At 59.8% G+C, this 15,569-nt stretch carries 16 protein-coding genes and 2 pseudogenes; 10 read left to right on the top strand and 8 right to left on the bottom strand.

All coding sequences use genetic code 11. The annotated features are described in order from the left end of the window. Positions 1 to 37: 37 nt before the first annotated feature. The 4 genes and pseudogenes from AD664_RS27505 (at position 38) to AD664_RS10355 (ending at position 1,353) form a co-directional block, all read left to right on the top strand. A complete protein-coding gene (locus tag AD664_RS27505; protein ID WP_152622967.1) occupies positions 38 to 448 on the top strand; it encodes a hypothetical protein in 411 nt (136 codons plus the stop codon). Positions 449 to 604: 156 nt separating this feature from the next. Further along, positions 605 to 751: pseudogene (locus AD664_RS27855) on the top strand (transposase); the annotation flags it as partial. A 41-nt stretch (positions 752 to 792) separates the two neighbouring features. Then, positions 793 to 930 (top strand): annotated as a pseudogene (locus AD664_RS28175) (transposase); the annotation flags it as partial. 30 nt (positions 931 to 960) lie between these two features. Next, entirely contained in the window at positions 961 to 1,353 is a 393-nt protein-coding gene (locus tag AD664_RS10355) for a hypothetical protein (protein WP_053146350.1), read from the top strand. Positions 1,354 to 1,641: 288 nt separating this feature from the next. Here the strand turns inward: AD664_RS10355 and AD664_RS10360 are convergent, their stop codons facing one another. Continuing rightward, entirely contained in the window at positions 1,642 to 1,917 is a 276-nt protein-coding gene (locus tag AD664_RS10360) for a hypothetical protein (protein ID WP_053146352.1), read from the bottom strand. Between the two features lie 760 nt (positions 1,918 to 2,677). Here AD664_RS10360 and AD664_RS10365 point away from each other — a divergent pair. Next, entirely contained in the window at positions 2,678 to 2,935 is a 258-nt protein-coding gene (locus AD664_RS10365) for a BrnA antitoxin family protein (RefSeq protein ID WP_053147047.1), read from the top strand. Between the two features lie 189 nt (positions 2,936 to 3,124). Here AD664_RS10365 and AD664_RS10370 read toward each other — a convergent pair whose 3' ends face one another. Then, positions 3,125 to 3,856 (bottom strand): thioredoxin family protein, encoded by a 732-nt coding sequence (locus AD664_RS10370; protein WP_053146355.1) that lies wholly within the window; start codon positions 3,854 to 3,856, stop codon positions 3,125 to 3,127. A 215-nt stretch (positions 3,857 to 4,071) separates the two neighbouring features. On the opposite strand from AD664_RS10370, the gene AD664_RS10375 reads away from it, so the two are divergent. Further along, positions 4,072 to 4,464 carry a transcriptional regulator gene (locus AD664_RS10375; RefSeq protein ID WP_042732336.1) on the top strand — a complete coding sequence of 131 codons (393 nt, stop codon included), beginning with the start codon at positions 4,072 to 4,074 and terminating at the stop codon, positions 4,462 to 4,464. A gap of 125 nt (positions 4,465 to 4,589) precedes the next feature. Here the strand turns inward: AD664_RS10375 and AD664_RS10380 are convergent, their stop codons facing one another. From AD664_RS10380 to AD664_RS10390, 3 genes are all read right to left on the bottom strand, one after another. Next, positions 4,590 to 5,456, bottom strand: a complete 867-nt coding sequence (locus AD664_RS10380) for a DUF6279 family lipoprotein (RefSeq protein ID WP_053146358.1) — start codon at positions 5,454 to 5,456, stop codon at positions 4,590 to 4,592. Positions 5,457 to 5,694: 238 nt separating this feature from the next. Beyond that, the gene (locus AD664_RS10385) at positions 5,695 to 6,405 is read right to left on the bottom strand and encodes a TorF family putative porin (protein ID WP_053146361.1); all 711 of its coding nucleotides are present in this window, start codon (positions 6,403 to 6,405) and stop codon (positions 5,695 to 5,697) included. Positions 6,406 to 6,603: 198 nt separating this feature from the next. Further along, positions 6,604 to 6,792, bottom strand: coding sequence for a hypothetical protein (locus tag AD664_RS10390; protein WP_018607615.1), 189 nt, complete (start codon positions 6,790 to 6,792; stop codon positions 6,604 to 6,606). 338 nt (positions 6,793 to 7,130) lie between these two features. Between AD664_RS10390 and AD664_RS10395 the strand changes: the two genes are divergently transcribed. Together AD664_RS10395 and AD664_RS10400 are read left to right on the top strand one after the other, a co-directional pair. After that, complete coding sequence (locus AD664_RS10395) at positions 7,131 to 7,967, top strand: S1 RNA-binding domain-containing protein (RefSeq protein WP_053146364.1); 837 nt, start codon at positions 7,131 to 7,133, stop codon at positions 7,965 to 7,967. A 436-nt stretch (positions 7,968 to 8,403) separates the two neighbouring features. Then, a complete protein-coding gene (locus tag AD664_RS10400; protein ID WP_047737713.1) occupies positions 8,404 to 9,858 on the top strand; it encodes an NCS1 family nucleobase:cation symporter-1 in 1,455 nt (484 codons plus the stop codon). Here AD664_RS10400 and AD664_RS10405 read toward each other — a convergent pair whose 3' ends face one another. After that, positions 9,859 to 11,031: a YbfB/YjiJ family MFS transporter gene (locus tag AD664_RS10405; RefSeq protein ID WP_053146367.1), complete on the bottom strand. Its 1,173-nt coding sequence runs from the start codon at positions 11,029 to 11,031 to the stop codon at positions 9,859 to 9,861. Between the two features lie 102 nt (positions 11,032 to 11,133). On the opposite strand from AD664_RS10405, the gene AD664_RS10410 reads away from it, so the two are divergent. Together AD664_RS10410 and AD664_RS27860 are read left to right on the top strand one after the other, a co-directional pair. Beyond that, the gene (locus AD664_RS10410; RefSeq protein WP_047737706.1) at positions 11,134 to 12,027 is read left to right on the top strand and encodes a LysR family transcriptional regulator; all 894 of its coding nucleotides are present in this window, start codon (positions 11,134 to 11,136) and stop codon (positions 12,025 to 12,027) included. A gap of 139 nt (positions 12,028 to 12,166) precedes the next feature. After that, positions 12,167 to 12,295, top strand: a complete 129-nt coding sequence (locus AD664_RS27860; RefSeq protein ID WP_003198971.1) for a PA1414 family protein — start codon at positions 12,167 to 12,169, stop codon at positions 12,293 to 12,295. Positions 12,296 to 12,419: 124 nt separating this feature from the next. Here AD664_RS27860 and AD664_RS10415 read toward each other — a convergent pair whose 3' ends face one another. Further along, positions 12,420 to 13,808: a sodium:solute symporter gene (locus AD664_RS10415; RefSeq protein WP_053146370.1), complete on the bottom strand. Its 1,389-nt coding sequence runs from the start codon at positions 13,806 to 13,808 to the stop codon at positions 12,420 to 12,422. Positions 13,809 to 14,005: 197 nt separating this feature from the next. Beyond that, on the bottom strand, positions 14,006 to 15,520 hold the full coding sequence (locus AD664_RS10420) for a cytosine permease (RefSeq protein ID WP_172679719.1): 1,515 nt from the start codon (positions 15,518 to 15,520) through the stop codon (positions 14,006 to 14,008). Positions 15,521 to 15,569: the final 49 nt, after the last annotated feature.

Below are 15,569 nucleotides of genomic sequence, written 5' to 3' on the forward strand. Positions count from 1 at the left end.
CCTCTAATTTAACGCATATACCCGTGGATTTCTAGATATGAAAAGTATTGCTTACTACTCTGCGCTGCCTGACTCAATGACTAGTGGCGAGCTTTGTTCTGAATTTCTAGAATTATTGGGCGGTCTTGAGTCTGAAGGTGTAAGTAGTGATGATTTTTTAAAGTCATTATTAGAGTTGAGTGATAGGCAATGGCATACCTATAGTCTTTTAGAAGCTAGCCTCAAAGAACGAATTGAGCGATGCTTGATGTCATTGTGGGATGGTTACGATCTAGTTATGACTGAAGATGTGATTGGTATTATGGTGAGATTAGGTCTTGAGGGGATAAGTAACTTTCTGGCCTCGCGCTCACCAAAAGAGGTATCGTCGGAAGTTTTCAACGAGATTTCACGTGCCCTCTCTGAACTAGGCAGTTCAGTTTCAGATCCATTCAGTGGTATGCGTTAAAGGGTACAAAAACAACTGGCGGGGCGGTAGACCGTGCTACTACTGGGATTGAGGGGGAAAAAGGGGAAAAGGAGGGGAAAAGGAGAGAAAAAGGGGACAGATTTATTTTCCGAAAATGGGGGGCGGTATGAGGCATCTGCACGCCAAATTATTTTGGCTGATCAGATTCGATTGATCCGCGATGCGTTGCAGCGAGGCCAATTGACGGGTACAAGCCGTTTCGTAGACGAGGTCGAGCGGATTGTGGGTGCGCGCGTAGAGCGGCGAGGACAGGGGCGGCCGAGAACTGAGTCAGGAAAATAAATTTTTCCCCTTTTTTACTCCAAATTATTTTGGCTGATCAGATTCGATTTATCCGCGATGCGTTGCAGCGAGGTCAATTGACGGGTACAAGCCGTTTCGTAGACGAGGTCGAGCGGATTGTGGGTGCGCGCGTAGAGCGGCGAGCACGGGGGCGACCGAGGACTGAGTCGGGAAAATAAATCTGTCCCTTTTTTGATTGAGGTCCAGCGATGACAATCACTATGTTCATGGAAATTGAGGCGGGTGCCACGCTGGAAGTTATTCGGCATGTTGTGCAGAACATTGCCAATACTGTAACAGTGGAGAAAAACTCGTTAGAAGGCCATTTTTCTGATTCGAACAGTTTCTTTTATTTTGAATTGGTCGAACCGCCCAGTGCCGTGTCAGCTGAGGGGTGGGTCGTGGATTGGCTTGTTGGTGTCATGGGGGCATTTCATTGCCCCCTGCATAAACTGGAGCAGAGTTGGCGCGAGATCAGGCATGTGATGGAGGAACTATCGTTAAAGTCCTCGGTGCGCTTCGTTCTTTCCTTTCAGTACGATAGCGTCTATGCGTTCAATGAAGGGGAAGGTGTGGTGTATAAAAAAAGTATGGTTGTTTGATGGGTGTGGCTTCAAGTGTGTTTGAGGTTGGATCAGGTGAAGGTAGTAGCATTGCGCAGCCTTGAAGCACTTCTCACAGTTGGAAGTACAAGCTGATCCCGATCAACCCCACGTTCACGCCCTAGAAAGGTAAGGTTTACTTGGCGGAGTTTCAGTTTGTGGGGCAGGGCTGCGAATTGCATGTCTATGACACCACACAACCTCAGCAACGCATTCCTGTCGCGAAATTTCCTAGCCTCTAATTCAGTTGGCACATGCAAAATGGGCGACCACAGGTCGCCCATTTTTTCATTGCCTCGACGCTTGATCGCGCAACCGTCGCCCAATCACATCCATTACATCACACCCATCGCGCAACGATACTGTCAGCAGTTTGCAGAAGTCGGAAAGCACGATGGTGTCGGAGCTGATATCCGAACGAAAGGCGATGTTCTCCAACACCTGAGTCACGGTCCGAATACGGTAGTCGGCGGTTTCGAAAAGGACGTCGAGTGGAGCTTCGGTGTCGATGAGCAGGGTGGCGGGGACGCAGTCGATGCCAGTGATGGGCATGTATCGATTCATTTTGAAGATCTCTGTTTGATTGGCTGAAAGCCATCACTCAGTCGTCGCCAAACAATTGGGTGGTGGCTGTGCGCAGGTTGGCGAACCGGTTACAGAGAAAACCGGCAGATCCGAAGATCTCCCGCGCACAGCCGCCGTGGAATATAGCGGCTTTGCGGGTGCGTCGGTACCTGCAATGAGCTGGTAGCTTTCGCATTCTCTGTAGTCGGGTCGCCAAACCCGAATCGCCTTTTGGGGCGATGGGGGACTATAGGCCGACCCATCCCGAGCCACAAGACGCCACTTTCCGAGCTTTGTGTAGGACCTTTGGCCCTGCATCAGTCGGCTTTTGGGGCTGCCGCGGGTCAGGCAAAGCAAGCGACTGCTACGCAGTCGAGCGGGAGCAAGCTCCCTCGCCACGGAGCGATGTCGGCCTAAGGATTGGTTTTTAGCCGTATGAGCAGCCATGTGGCTTGGCGTCTTCATACTTCATCACGGTAGCGGAGCAAGTTCCCGTTTCCTTCACTACGACCTGCTGTAATTCTGTCCGTCTGTTTCGCAGGAGGTTTCCACGTCTGTGCAGGTTCTTTCGTACTTTTTTTCGGGATGCGTCTGATTTCAGAAGAACGGTTTTGGCAGTAGTCTTCGGTGAAGAGGCGCCATGCGTCGAACCATTGGCTTGATCAAAGCGATGATTGGCATGGTCGTGTACATCGAGCTGCGGGGCGATGTAATCCTCATCATCTCCTTCCGAAAAGCCATAAGCAGGAGGCCATACGGTATGTCGAAAACATCGAAAACTGACTGGGAGCGCCTGGCCAAGTTGAATGACCCGAACATCGATACCAGCGATATTCCTGAGCTGGGTGAGGACTTCTTCCGCCGCGCGGAGCTGCGTGTTCCAACAAAACAAGCGGTGACCATTCGCCTCGACTCCGATGTGCTGGAGTGGTTCAAGGGGCAGGGCGCTGGTTACCAGACGCGCATCAATCAACTTCTGCGTCAGTACATGCAAGCGCAGCAAAACCACCGGCAATAAAGGATCCAGCAATGAAACGGGCGAATCAGGTCGTCCGTTTTCATTATTGTTCTTCCTGCGGCCGCAATCGTTTCCAATCACATTCAAGTGGTGGTGTTGATTCAGGCATCGCGGGCGCCTGCTACGCAGTCGAGCGGGAGCGAGCTCCCTCGCCACAGGGGTCGCGCTCGACTTGTGCGGGTTGGCGCATCAGTCGTGGCAGCAGCTGTGTGGCTTGGCCTCGTCGTACTTATCGTGATGCCGTACCCAGTCCATGATTTCGTCCTCATTACGACCCTTCGGCGTGAGGTCAAGGTAGTGGTAGGTCCCGACCAGCATGTCCAAACCTCGGGCATAGGTGGAGTAGGTGTGAAAGATCTCGCCGGCTTGGTTGCGATAGAAGACGCTCAGGCCTGGGAGTTCGCCTTCGGCGGTGTCGGTTTTTTCGTAGTTGTAGGTGGCTTTGCCGGAGGCAACTTGTTCGGCTTCGAAGCTGACGCCGAAGTCGCCGTTGAAGTCGCAGCCATTGGATGACACCCAATCGAACTGCCAGCCCATGCGGCGCTTGAACGGCTGGAATTCGGCAAAGGATGCGCGGGAGACGGCGACCACTGCCACGTCGTGATGGGCGAGGTGTTGGTTGGCGCCGTCGATGTGGTCGGACAGGAAGGAGCAACCGTGGCAACCTTCTTTCCAGCCGGGGCCGAACATGAAGTGGTAGACGACCAGTTGGCTGCGGTCGCCGAACAGGTCGGCCAGGCTGAGTTCGCCGTGGGGGCCCTGGAAGCGATAGGGTTTGTCGATCTTGACCCAGGGCAGGGCGCGGCGTTCGGCGCTGAGTTTGTCCCGTTCGCGGGTAAAGGCTTTTTCGTGGGCCAGGTGTTCGCGGCGGGCAGCGAGCCATTCTTCCCGCGAGACGACTGGATGATTCTCGACGTTCATGATGATTTCTCCTGTAGTCAGGGTCGTTCAGCAGGTGCTTGTGTCAGTGGTCGTTTGGCCGCGTGTGAATTCGACAGACCGTTGGTCGGCAGATGAAATGGCCCGTCGGGAAGCCCAGCTGAACGGCGGCGCAGCGTCTCGGTCACACCCTTAGTGTCTTTATTTGCGAAACAGGACACTGGGAAGGCATCTCACTCTTTGGAGGATGGACCAGGATGACGACTTATAACTGGGACTTGATCGAACGGTTGCTGCACGAAGTGCAGAACGGCGCCGGCCACAGCTTTACCCCTCGGCCTTATGCGGAGCAGCACGCGGCGGCCAAGGCGGCGCAGGGCGAGGAGATCGAGAATCTCGATCATCTGAAAGCGGTTGCCGGGGAGTATGAAAAGCTGCTGCTGGAGCGTGGCTTCATTGAACCGCGGCCGGAGGAAGAAGGCGGTAATGGCGAGAACTTCGTGCTCACGCCCCGCGGTTCGCGCTTGCTGAGCCTGATTGACAGCAGCATTCCGGGCAATGATCACCCACGCCAGGTGCTGGATGAGCAGGACGATGCGCTGGATGAGTTCACGTTCGATGACTTGGCTTCGAAGGCGCAGATTGCTTGATGGGTGTGCGCCTTGTTTGTGGGAGCAGGCTTGCCCGCGAATGCGCCGTGTCAGCCAACATGATCGTTAGCTGGTAGATCGCATTCGCGGGCAAGCCCGCTCCCACATTGGATTTTTTTGTGGTTTCAAGAGCGTGCCGATTTCAGGCATTTCAGGTCGCTGAAGTCCTTCTTCACCCCGTCGATTTTCTTCAGCAAACGCTCGCGCTGGGGCGGGGTGCTGTCGGCCAGCAGGTCGATCAACAGGCTGCGGGCCTGGGCTTCGGTCTTGCTGAAGGCTTCGCGATAGGCCGGGGTCCAGAGGCTTTCGCGGTTGACCAGCAGTTGCTCGATGCGCTGCGGGAAATCGGGGCTGTGGCGTTGGGCCACGGCTTGGCTGAACTGGTTCTGCCAGTGGGCGCGGTTGGCGATCCACTGTTGGTTCTGGTCGCCGAGGGCAGTGGACCATGCCATCACACGTTGACGCTGAGCCTCGTTGATTGGGCCGAGCCAGTCGTTCAGGCGTTTCTCCATGCGTTTGCTGCGCGCCTGGATTTGCTCCTGCAATGACGGCTTGAGGTATTCCTCCTGGCGCTTGCGCTGGTCCTTGACGAAGGCGGCGTCCATGTCCGCCACTTGTTCGTCGCTAAGCCCCTGGAGCAACTGGATGGCCGACGGGGTGATTTCCCGGGCGGTTTCGGCGATGGCGGCCTTGGCTTCCTGAGTGCGCTGTTGCAGGGCGGCATCGGTCACCTGGTTGGTTTGCACCATGGTCTTGAGGCGGTCCAGCCAGTCGAGGTAGCCCGGTAGCTGCGTGGTGCAGTGCCAACTCAGGTGTTGCTTGAGGCGTTCGTTGAACCAGTCTTTTTGCTCGCCGTTGATTTCCAGGTAGTCATTGAGGGTCCACGGGATGATCAGGTCGAGGTTGCGGTAGGCCAGGCCTACCCGACTGCAGGCGGTGAGCGTCAATAGCACGGCGATGAACAGGGCGGTGCGTGTTAACCAGCGCGACATGAGCGAGTCCTTGCGAGGGCGTAGGTGCTTTGTTGGAGCATTGCAGACGCGCGGCAGTTCAGCCGATTAAAAGCGTAACGCCTAGGGTGTGTACGAAATAGTTTGAAACGCAGGTTAGGCAAGGCAAAAACCGGCTTGGAACGACCGGGGTCGCGCTCGACTTGACTGGTTGTCAATGAGCATTCCGAGCCGGTTTTTAACGCCGCATAACCAAGTTTCAAGCTATTTCTTACATAGCCTAGTAAAAAGGGTGGGCCATCTTGAGGGTCAGCAGGCTGTCGCACTGGCTGTTGTGCCCGGAATAGGCCGAGCAGCTGCTGCCGCTGAGGCTCGAGTCGCTGTAGATCAGGTCCAGGTCGAGGCCTTTCCAGGGGCGGGAAATTTTCAGCGACCAGTCACTGAAGCTGCTGACATAACCGTTGTCCACCGACACGGGCGTGTTGAGCTGGTGGGTGGTGTACTTGGCGCTGATGCCGATGCCGAAGGGCACGTTGCCGCCAAGGTCGGCAAACAGCGTGCTGTTCAGCTTATCCGGATCGTTGCTCAAGGCAGCACCGAAGCGGCTGCCGAGCACGGTCAGGCCGCCGAAGAATTCCTGGCTGTCGAGGGTATCGGCGGTGGGATAGCTGTAATGGATCAGGCCGACTTCATAGCCAAGCGTCTGGTCGAAGGGGTGTTTAAAGCCCATGTAGGAATCGACTTCAAGGTCCGACGTCAGACCGGCGCTCGGGGACCATTGGCCGGCGTACCAGCCGCTGTCGTGGCTCAGGTCCAGGCCGCCATGGAACGAGCCGGTGCTCGATTGGGTCACCAGGCCCTGGGCCATGCTGCGGGTCGGCGTGGTGCCAAGCTTGAGGTCGAAGTCGCCAAGCTCGCGCTGGAAGACCTGCCCATAGGCCAGGGAACATGTCATCAGGCTGGTCGTCAGCACAGCAACAGGAAAGCGCATGCTTCACTCCGGAATTAGCGAGGAGCAGGAACGGAAACTAAGCTGAAACGCTTGAGCTAGAGAGGTGCAAGGATACCGGCGAATACTCGGCAGCGATGGCCGTTCGTCGATTCGTGGGAAATGCAGGAGGCAGGGAAGGGATTTTCCAGTCCAAGCGCTTCGAAGCTCAAAGCGCTTTGGGACAAGGTGAGGCGCAGGTTACTTCTTGCCCAGGCTGATCTGCTTGGACGGGCCGAACGTCTGGCCGCTGACACCTTTGGCAATTTGCTGGATCTCGCCGCCGGACTTGAGGAACGCCGCGATCTGGTCGTTGATCGACTCGCTGGTTTCAACGGCTGGAGCTGGCTTTGCTTTGCTGTTGGATGCTTTTACGCGCATGACGGCCATTAACCTATAGATCATTAATTGGGCCAGGCATCGTACAGGAAATACTTGACAATAGCTTGGGAAATATCCCCCGCGAGGCCTACTGCCCAAGTGCAAATGGCACCCGGATAATCCAGCCATTGTTGCCCTAACCCTCTGTTTTTAAATAACAACGGTTCGGAAATATAACGCCGCGGGCTGGCGTTCGGCTCCGTCACTGGTCTGACGAATGGCCACTGTTCGCGCGAAAAGCCAGGAAAATCAACGGTTGCGCGGGGCTTCCCGGCAAAGCGCGTGACGGCCACGAACCGCGCCGCAAAACCGGGTAGAATGCCGCCCACGCAATGAGGGTATTGGAAATGGCTTTAATCGGGCGCTACAACAGTCTGCAAGTGGTTAAACACACTAACTTCGGTTTATATCTGGACGGCGGGCCGGACGGCGAAATTCTGCTGCCCAACCGTTATATCCCCAAGGGTATTCCCAGCGAAGATGAAGACTGGCTCAATGTTTTTATTTATTTGGACAGCGATGACAAACTGATCGCGACCACGGAAAAGCCCAAAGTCCAGGTCGGTGAGTTCGCCAGCCTGAAAGTGGTTGAAGTCAACAGCATTGGCGTGTTCCTCGACTGGGGCCTGCCCAAGGACTTGCTGCTGCCGTACTCCGAGGAAAAGCGCCAGTTGAGCGCTGGCGATTACTGCGTGGTGCACGTCTACCTCGACAAGCACACCCGCCGCATTACCGCCACCGCTCGCCTGGACCGTTACCTGGACAAGACACCGGCCAACTACACGCCGGGCCAGGAAGTGGATTTGCTGGTGGCCGAGGCCACCGACATGGGGTTCAAGGCGATCATCAACAACAAGCACTGGGGCTTGATCCACAAGAACGAAATCTTCAAGTTCATGCGTGCCGGCAAGCAGGAAAAAGGCTTCATCAAGGAAGTCCGTCCGGACGGCAAGATCAGCTTGAGCCTGCAGCCGGTGGGCCAGGAAGCCGCCACCAGCCTGAACGCCAAGATCCTCGCCAAGCTGCGCGAGAACAACGGCACCCTGGCGGTCAGCGACAAGAGCGATCCGGCGCTGATCAGCAGCCTGTTTGGCGTGAGCAAGGGCAACTTCAAGAAAGCCATTGGCGCGCTGTACAAGAATGGGCAGATTGTCATTCATGCTGATCGCATTGAATTGAGCTGAGCACCCATCGCGCTTGCTGCCCTGTGGCACAAAGCATGTGCCTCTGGGCAGCAATCTGTATCTCCTGTGGCGAGGGAGCTTGCTCCCGCTGGGTCGCGAAGCGGCCCCTCGACCATGCCCCTCGGTGTGTCAGTTTTGATTGAGCACACGTGTTTTAGGCCTGCTTCGCAGCCCAGCGGGAGCAAGCTGCCTCGCCACGAGATCTTCGCTGTATACAAAAAACTGCACCTTCAGCATGCACCCACGCCCTGTTCGTGGGCGTAGGCGCCTGCCTGGGCGGTTGCATCCTTCGCTGTACACCGCGTTTTGTCGCATATCTTCTCTCTATGGCACGCATTCTGCGTAGTGCTTCGTATACAAACCATGCCGGCTCCCGTGCGCAGTATGGTGAGCAGGTTGATGCGGGGGCACGGCGGTACTCAAAAGGAGCCCCGCAATGTCCAAGCAATTGCCCAACGGCTACAGCCCACGCCTCTACAACGAGGACCTGGGCCCGCTGCCGCAGAAATGGAATTGGTACAACATCTTCGCGTTCTGGATGAGCGACGTGCACAGCGTGGGTGGCTACGTCTTTGCCGCCAGCCTGTTCGCCTTGGGCCTGGCCAGTTGGCAGGTGTTGATTGCCTTGCTGGGCGGGATTTGCATCGTGCAGTTGATCGCCAACCTGGTCGCCAGGCCGAGCCAGCAGGCGGCGGTGCCGTACCCGGTGATCTGTCGGCTGGCGTTCGGGGTCTTCGGGGCGAACATTCCGGCGGTCATCCGTGGTTTGATTGCCGTGGCCTGGTATGGCATCCAGACCTACCTGGCTTCCAGCGCGTTGATCATCGTGGTGCTGCGGTTCTTTCCTTCAATGCAAGCCTACGCCGAGCCGCAGTTTGCCGGCCTGTCCTACCTGGGCTGGTTCGGTTTCCTCGGCCTTTGGTGCGTCCAGGCGTTGGTGTTCTGGACGGGGATGGACTCGATCCGCCGGTTCATCGACTGGGCCGGGCCAGTGGTCTATGCGGTGATGTTCCTGTTGGCCGGCTGGATCGTGTGGAAGGCCGGTTGGAGCAACATCAGCTTCACGCTGGCGGAAAAGTCCTTGTCGGGCTGGCAGGCGGTCGGCCAGGTGATCGTGGCGACGGCGCTGGTGGTGTCGTACTTTTCCGGTCCGACCCTCAATTTTGGCGATTTCAGCCGTTATTGCCGGAGCATGTCTGACGTGCGCCGAGGCAATTTCTGGGGGCTGCCGGTGAATTTCCTGGCGTTCTCCCTGGTCACGGTAGTGATTGTTTCCGGGACCCTGCCCGTGTTCGGCGAAATGCTCCACGACCCGATCGCCACCGTGGCGCGCATCGACAACGACGTGGCTGTGCTGCTGGGGGCCTTTGCCTTCGTCACCGCGACCATCGGCATCAACATCGTCGCCAACTTCGTGTCCCCCGCGTTTGACTTCGCCAACGTCGCGCCGAGCAAGATCAGTTGGCGCGCGGGCGGCATGATTGCCGCCGTGGCCTCGATTTTCATCACGCCGTGGAACCTGTTCAACAACCCGGAGGTGATCCATTATACCCTGGACGTGCTGGCGGCGTTCATTGGCCCGTTGTTCGGGATCCTGCTGGCGGACTACTACCTGATCAAGAAACAGCACATCGATGTGGATGCGCTGTTCAATGACGGGCCAAGCGGGCGTTATTACTACAGCGGCGGCATCAACTGGACGGCGGTCAAGGCCATGATTGCGGCGACGCTGGTGGGGGTGGCGATTACCTTTACGCCGGTGCTTCAACCGATGGCCAACTTTGCCTGGTTCACCGGTTGCCTGCTTGGGGGCGCGCTGTACTTCGCCCTGGCGCGGCGCGAGTCGATTCTGCAGCGCGGTCCCTCGCTCAACCCGGCCGGCCAGGCCTGATCAACGCAGGACGGTGCGAGGGCAGGGGCTCGCCGCAGCCTGGCTGACGGGTCGCAGCAACAGCCCGCCGGCCAGCACCAGGCCACTGCCGGCGATGATCAGCGCCGGCTGCAACCCACCACTGAAATGGCTGCTCAGTGCCGCGAGCAGTGGGCCGCTGAGCTGGCCCACGGCAAAGCAGGCGGTCAGCAACCCGGCGTTGCGCTGGGTGGCGTGGGGAGCCAGCTCCCGCGAGCGCAGCATCACCAGTTGCATACAGGCCAGGAACGGCGCGCCGCACAGGAGGACCCCCAGTGCCAGCCCCAAGCCGCTGCCCAGCAGGCAGGCGAACACCCCGGCGGCCTGCAGCCAGAGCGTGCCGATCAACCAGCGACCGGTGGTGTTCGGGTCCGGGCGACGCAGGCTGACCAGCAGCACGCCCAGCGCGGCGGCCAGGCCAAAGCTGGGCCAGAACAGGTCGGCCTGCCATTGCCCGTGGAATTGGGCCGAGGCCATTTGCGACAGGAACGTGGCCGGGATGATGTAGCCCACGCCGTAGAGGGCGTACACCACACCAAGGCGGGCAATGCCACGGCTGGGTGAATGGCGGGGCGGCGCTGCGACGGCGGCGGTTGCGGCGGGCTGCGGCAGGATCGGCAGGATCCCGAGCAACATCGCCAACGCCACGCCGGCGTAGACCAGCCACAGGGTGGCGGAGGCCTGGCCCAGCAGGTTCGAGCCCAGGGCGAGCAAGCCGGTCAGCGCAATTCCCAGGCCTGGGCCGGCAAACACCAGGGCGCCGAGACGAGGGCGTCCGGCGGCCGCGGCCAAGGGCTGGCTCAAGGTCGTGATCATCACCAGCACCCAGGCACTCGCCACGCCCGTGCCGAAACGCAGCGCCAGGTGCGGCCAGAAGCCCCAGGCCCAGAACGACGCCAGCGTCAGCAGCACGCACAGCCACAGGCCGCCGAGCAACCGGCGCCTCACCTGTTCCGCACGACGGGCGAACATCGCATCCAGCGCGCCGAGGAAGTAACCCAGGTAGTTGGCGGCGGCAATCAGACCGGCGGCGGTCAAGTCGACCTGGCCCTCGCCGATGAGATGAGGTAACTGGGGCGTCAGGGCAAAGCGACCAATGCCCATGGCCATCATCAAGGCGATGAAGCTGCCGATCAGGCGAGTGAGAGGTGACATGTCGTTCTCCAGCGTCGAGGCGAATGACCGTCAGGCTAGAACCGATTGACTTTCATTAAAAATGAATAATAGTGAGTAACTTGTTCTTTTTTGGAGAATGTCGTGGAGTTCAGCCAATTGCGGATTTTCCAGGCCGTGGCCGAGGAAGGATCCATCACCCGGGCAGCCGAACGCTTGCACCGGGTGCCGTCGAACCTCTCGACCCGGCTCAAGCAGCTGGAAGAACAGCTGGGGGTGGATCTTTTCTTGCGCGAGCGTCAGCGCTTGCAGTTGTCACCGGCGGGAAAAGTCCTGCTGGACTATGCGAGCAAGCTTTTTGCCCTGCACGACGAAGCCCACGCGGCGGTGCAGGGCGGGCAACCGGCCGGGGATTTTGTGTTGGGTACGATGTACAGCACCGCGGCGATTCACTTGCCGGACCTTCTGGCCGCTTATCACCGCACTTACCCGGCGGTGAACCTGCAGGTGCAGTCCGGGCCCAGTGGCGAACTGCTCGAAGGCTTGCTCACCGGGCGCCTCGACGCCGCGCTGGTGGATGGCCCGCTGGAACTGGCGGGGCTGGACGGCGTGCCGTTGTGCGACGAGCGGCTGGTGGTGATCACCGAGGCCGATCACCCGCCGGTGCGCAGTGCGCTGGATGTCCAGGGGCGCTCGGTGTTCACGTTTCGCCGGGGCTGTTCGTACCGCATGCGCCTGGAAGCCTGGTTCGCCCATGACCACGCGACCATGGGCCGGGCGATGGAGATCGAGTCTTACCAGGGGATGCTGGCGTGCGTAATCGCTGGCTCCGGGGTGGCGTTGTTGTCCGAGTCGATGCTAGCCAGCATGCCGGGCCGCGAGCGGGTGACGGTGCACCCGTTGGCCGAGCCGTTTGCCAGCGCCACGACCTGGCTGATGTGGCGCAAGGGCATGGTGGGCGCCAACCTGAATGCCTGGATTGAATTGCAACAACAGGCTTGGCCGCGCGTGCCTGCGGTGACGGCTCGATCGGCTTGAACTCCGGGCGTGGGATTTGGATCAATTCAGTAACAGATCATTGCAAACTGAGACGAGCATTGCGTAACACATCGGACTATTATCAGAGCGAAGGGGCCATAGCATTCTGCCGCTCGTATTACCCTGAGGGGGCTCCACGATGAAAGAGAAAATCCAGAACTGGCTTCACGACCTGGGTGTTGCGCTTGGCTTGATCGAACCGCCGATGCAGCCGGTCCCGATCCGTACCGATGACGAGCAACGCCGCCGCCAGCCGCGCCGCCGCTGATTAGCTGTCAGGTCGGTTTTTGTGGGAGCGAGCCTGCTCGCGAAGGCGTTGTATCAGCAGCATAAGTTGTGGCTGATACGCCGCCATCGCGAGCAGGCTCGCTCCCACAGTCGTTTACCGCCTATCAGACCATCTTCGCCACCACATTCGCTCGTGGCGACAACAGGCTTCCCACCACAAAACTCACCAGCGCCACGCTCAGGCTGTAGTAGATCGGCGTGTTGGCGTCCAGGCCGTCCTTGACCATGAAGAACAACGCTGTCAGGAAGCCCAGCGACATGCTGCTGATCGCGCCGGCGGTGGTGGCGCGTTTCCAGTAGATGGCGCCAATCAACGGGATCAGCATGCCGCCCACCAACAGGTTGTAGGCCAGGGTCAGGGCGCTGATGACGTCACTGACCACCAGGGCGATAACCAACACCAATGCCCCCATCAGCAGGGTGGCGATGCGGTTCTCGTGAACATCGCCGCTGCCGCCTTCACGGCCCTGGCGCAAACGTGGCAACAGGTCCTGCACCACCGTGGTGGACGCCGCGAGCAGGCCGGCTGCGGCGGTGGACATCAAGGCCGCCAGGGCAGCGGCGACCACCAGCCCGCGAATTCCATTGGGCAGGCTGGTTTGGACCACGCTGGCAAAGGCGTTGTTGACGTTGGCAAGGTCCGGCAGCAACACCTTGGCGGCCATGCCGATCAATGCCCCGGCCAGGCCGTAGAGCACGCAATACAGGCCGGCGGCGGTGCCGGCCACTTTCGCCACGCCTTCGCTGCGAGCGGTGAACACCCGCTGCCAGATGTCCTGGCCGATGAAAATCCCGAAGAAGTAGATCAGGAAGTAGGTAAGGATGGTGTCCCAGCCAATGGCGGTGAAATCGAAGTAACTGGCCGGCAGTTTCGCCACCAGCGCATCCCAACCGCCGGCGTCGACGATGGACATCGGCATCAGCAGGAACACCAGGCCGATGGTCATGATCAGAAACTGCACGATGTCGGTGAGGGTCAGCGACCACATGCCGCCGATGGTGGAGTACAGCACCACCACGCCACCGCCCACCAGGATCGAGACCCAGAAGGGCAGGCCGAACAGCACTTGCATCACCGTGCCGATGGCGATGGTCGAGGTGGCGCCGATCATCAACGCATACACCAGCATGATCAGCGCACTGGCGTGACGCGCGGCCGGGTTGTAGCGGCGCTCCAGCACCTGGGTCACGGTGTAGATCTTGAGTTTGAGCAGCGGCTTGGCCAGAAACAGGCTCAGGCCGACGATGCCCAGGCCGATGGCGCCGCACAGCCAGAAGCCGGAAATCCCATGGACATAGCCCAGGCGCACGGTGCCGATGGTGGACGCGCCGCCCAGGACCGTCGCGGCCATGGTGCCCAGGTAGAAGCCCGGGCCAAGGTTGCGTCCGGCGACCAGGTAGTCGTCGCGGGTCTTGGCGCGACGCATGCCATACCAGCCCAGGGCGATCATGCCCGTGGCGTAGAGAAGAACGACGATTAAGTCCAAAGCCATGGTGGCGAGTCTCCGATTGTCTTTTTTGTGTGAGGCGAGGCGAGGCTGCTATCCATGACACCCCAGCCTCTATGCGAACGCGCTTTCGTGGCGAGGGAGCTTGCTCCCGCTCGACTGCGCAGCAGTCGTCATCAAGGGGCCGCTGCGCGACCCAGCGGGAGCAAGCTCCCTCGCCACAGGGATTTCGTTGTCTCGGATCAGGCGGTTTGCCTGAGGGCTGATGGATCGATGGGCACCGAAGCGTCTTTGCTACGCGGATCCTGCGGCCCATACACCGCCGCCGGCTCGGCGAACAGCCCAAGCAACACCAGGTACACCACCGACGCCAGGCCCAGGGTCACCGGCAGGCTGATGTCGATGCCACCGGCCAGTTCACCCAACGGGCCGACGAACTGCCCCGGCAGGTTGACGAAGCACAGCCCGACCAGTGCGCTGGGGATCCACGCCCCCAGGCCGCGCCAGTTCCAGCCATGGTTGAACCAGTAGCGTCCGCCGGTTTCGCCCCGGGTGAACACTTGCAGGTCGTCCGGGCAGTAGAAACCGCGCCGCACCAGCAGGCCGATGATCATGATCACCATCCACGGGGTGGTGCAGGTGATGATCAGCACGGCGAAGGTCGACACGCTCTGCACCAGGTTCGCGGCGAAGCGCCCGATGAAGATGAAGGCAATCGACAGCACGCCGATCAGCAACGTCGCCTTGACCCGCGACAACAGCCGTGGGAACACGCTGGACATGTCCAGCCCGGTGCCATACAGCGACGTGGTGCCGGTGGACATGCCGCCAATCACCGCAATCAGGCACACCGGCAGGAAGAACCAGCTCGGCGACACCGCCAGCAGCCCGCCCACGTAGTTGTTCGCCGCGATGTAGTCCGGGGCCTTGATCGCCACGATGGTGGCGGTGGCGAGGCCGAACAGGAACGGGATCAGGGTGGCCAGTTGTGCGGCGATCACCGCCAGCATGATGCGTCGCTTGGAGGTGTGGCGCGGGATGTAGCGCGACCAGTCACCGAGGAACGCGCCGAAGGAAATCGGGTTGCTCATGGCCACCAGCGCCGCGCCGATGAACGCCGCCCAGAAGCCCGGTTGACCAAACCCGACAGTGCCGGCGAACTGGCTGTCGAAGCTCGGCGCGAACGCCACGATGCCCAGCAGGAACAGCAGGCTGGCGGCCCATACGGCCACGCGGTTGACCCACAGCATGAAGCGAAAGCCGTAGATGCACACCGTCAACACCAGCAGGGCGAACAGGCCGTAGGCCAGGCCCAGGCTCAGGTCGGTTTCCGGGACGCCGACCAGCCGCTTGGCGCCGCCGATCAATGCGTCCCCGGAGCTCCACACCGACAACGAGAAGAACGCGATGGCGGTCAGCAGCGACAGGAACGAACCGACGATCCGCCCATGCACGCCGAAGTGCGCACCGGAGGACACCGCGTTGTTGGTGCCATTGAGTGGGCCGAACAGGCCCATGGGGGCGAGGATGATCGAACCCACCAACACCCCCAGGGCGATCGCCCAGGCGCCGGCCTGGAACGACAGGCCGAACAGCACCGGGAAACTGCCCAGCACGGCGGTGGCGAAGGTGTTGGCGCCGCCGAAGATCAGGCGAAACAGATCGCCCGGGCCGGCGGTGCGTTCGTGGTCCGGGATCTGTTCGACCCCGTTGGTTTCGATTTGCGTAAGGCTGTTTTCATTATTGTTATGCATGATCTGCTCCGATCATCGAGACGCGTTCATCGAAGGTGGACGTCGTCTGTTT

This window comes from Pseudomonas sp. P97.38 (assembly GCF_001269745.1).
GTDB classification, from domain to species: domain Bacteria; phylum Pseudomonadota; class Gammaproteobacteria; order Pseudomonadales; family Pseudomonadaceae; genus Aquipseudomonas; species Aquipseudomonas chlororaphis_E.

Excerpts from the sequence above, each read along its gene's own strand:
- AD664_RS27505 (WP_152622967.1), top strand. The coding sequence starts at position 38 with ATGAAAAGTATTGCTTACTACTCTGCGCTGCCTGACTCAATGACTAGT.
- AD664_RS10355 (WP_053146350.1), top strand. The coding sequence starts at position 961 with ATGACAATCACTATGTTCATGGAAATTGAGGCGGGTGCCACGCTGGAA.
- AD664_RS10360 (WP_053146352.1), bottom strand. The coding sequence starts at position 1,917 with ATGAATCGATACATGCCCATCACTGGCATCGACTGCGTCCCCGCCACC.
- AD664_RS10365 (WP_053147047.1), top strand. The coding sequence starts at position 2,678 with ATGTCGAAAACATCGAAAACTGACTGGGAGCGCCTGGCCAAGTTGAAT.
- AD664_RS10370 (WP_053146355.1), bottom strand. The coding sequence starts at position 3,856 with ATGAACGTCGAGAATCATCCAGTCGTCTCGCGGGAAGAATGGCTCGCT.
- AD664_RS10375 (WP_042732336.1), top strand. The coding sequence starts at position 4,072 with ATGACGACTTATAACTGGGACTTGATCGAACGGTTGCTGCACGAAGTG.
- AD664_RS10380 (WP_053146358.1), bottom strand. The coding sequence starts at position 5,456 with ATGTCGCGCTGGTTAACACGCACCGCCCTGTTCATCGCCGTGCTATTG.
- AD664_RS10385 (WP_053146361.1), bottom strand. The coding sequence starts at position 6,405 with ATGCGCTTTCCTGTTGCTGTGCTGACGACCAGCCTGATGACATGTTCC.
- AD664_RS10390 (WP_018607615.1), bottom strand. The coding sequence starts at position 6,792 with ATGGCCGTCATGCGCGTAAAAGCATCCAACAGCAAAGCAAAGCCAGCT.
- AD664_RS10395 (WP_053146364.1), top strand. The coding sequence starts at position 7,131 with ATGGCTTTAATCGGGCGCTACAACAGTCTGCAAGTGGTTAAACACACT.
- AD664_RS10400 (WP_047737713.1), top strand. The coding sequence starts at position 8,404 with ATGTCCAAGCAATTGCCCAACGGCTACAGCCCACGCCTCTACAACGAG.
- AD664_RS10405 (WP_053146367.1), bottom strand. The coding sequence starts at position 11,031 with ATGTCACCTCTCACTCGCCTGATCGGCAGCTTCATCGCCTTGATGATG.
- AD664_RS27860 (WP_003198971.1), top strand. The coding sequence starts at position 12,167 with ATGAAAGAGAAAATCCAGAACTGGCTTCACGACCTGGGTGTTGCGCTT.
- AD664_RS10415 (WP_053146370.1), bottom strand. The coding sequence starts at position 13,808 with ATGGCTTTGGACTTAATCGTCGTTCTTCTCTACGCCACGGGCATGATC.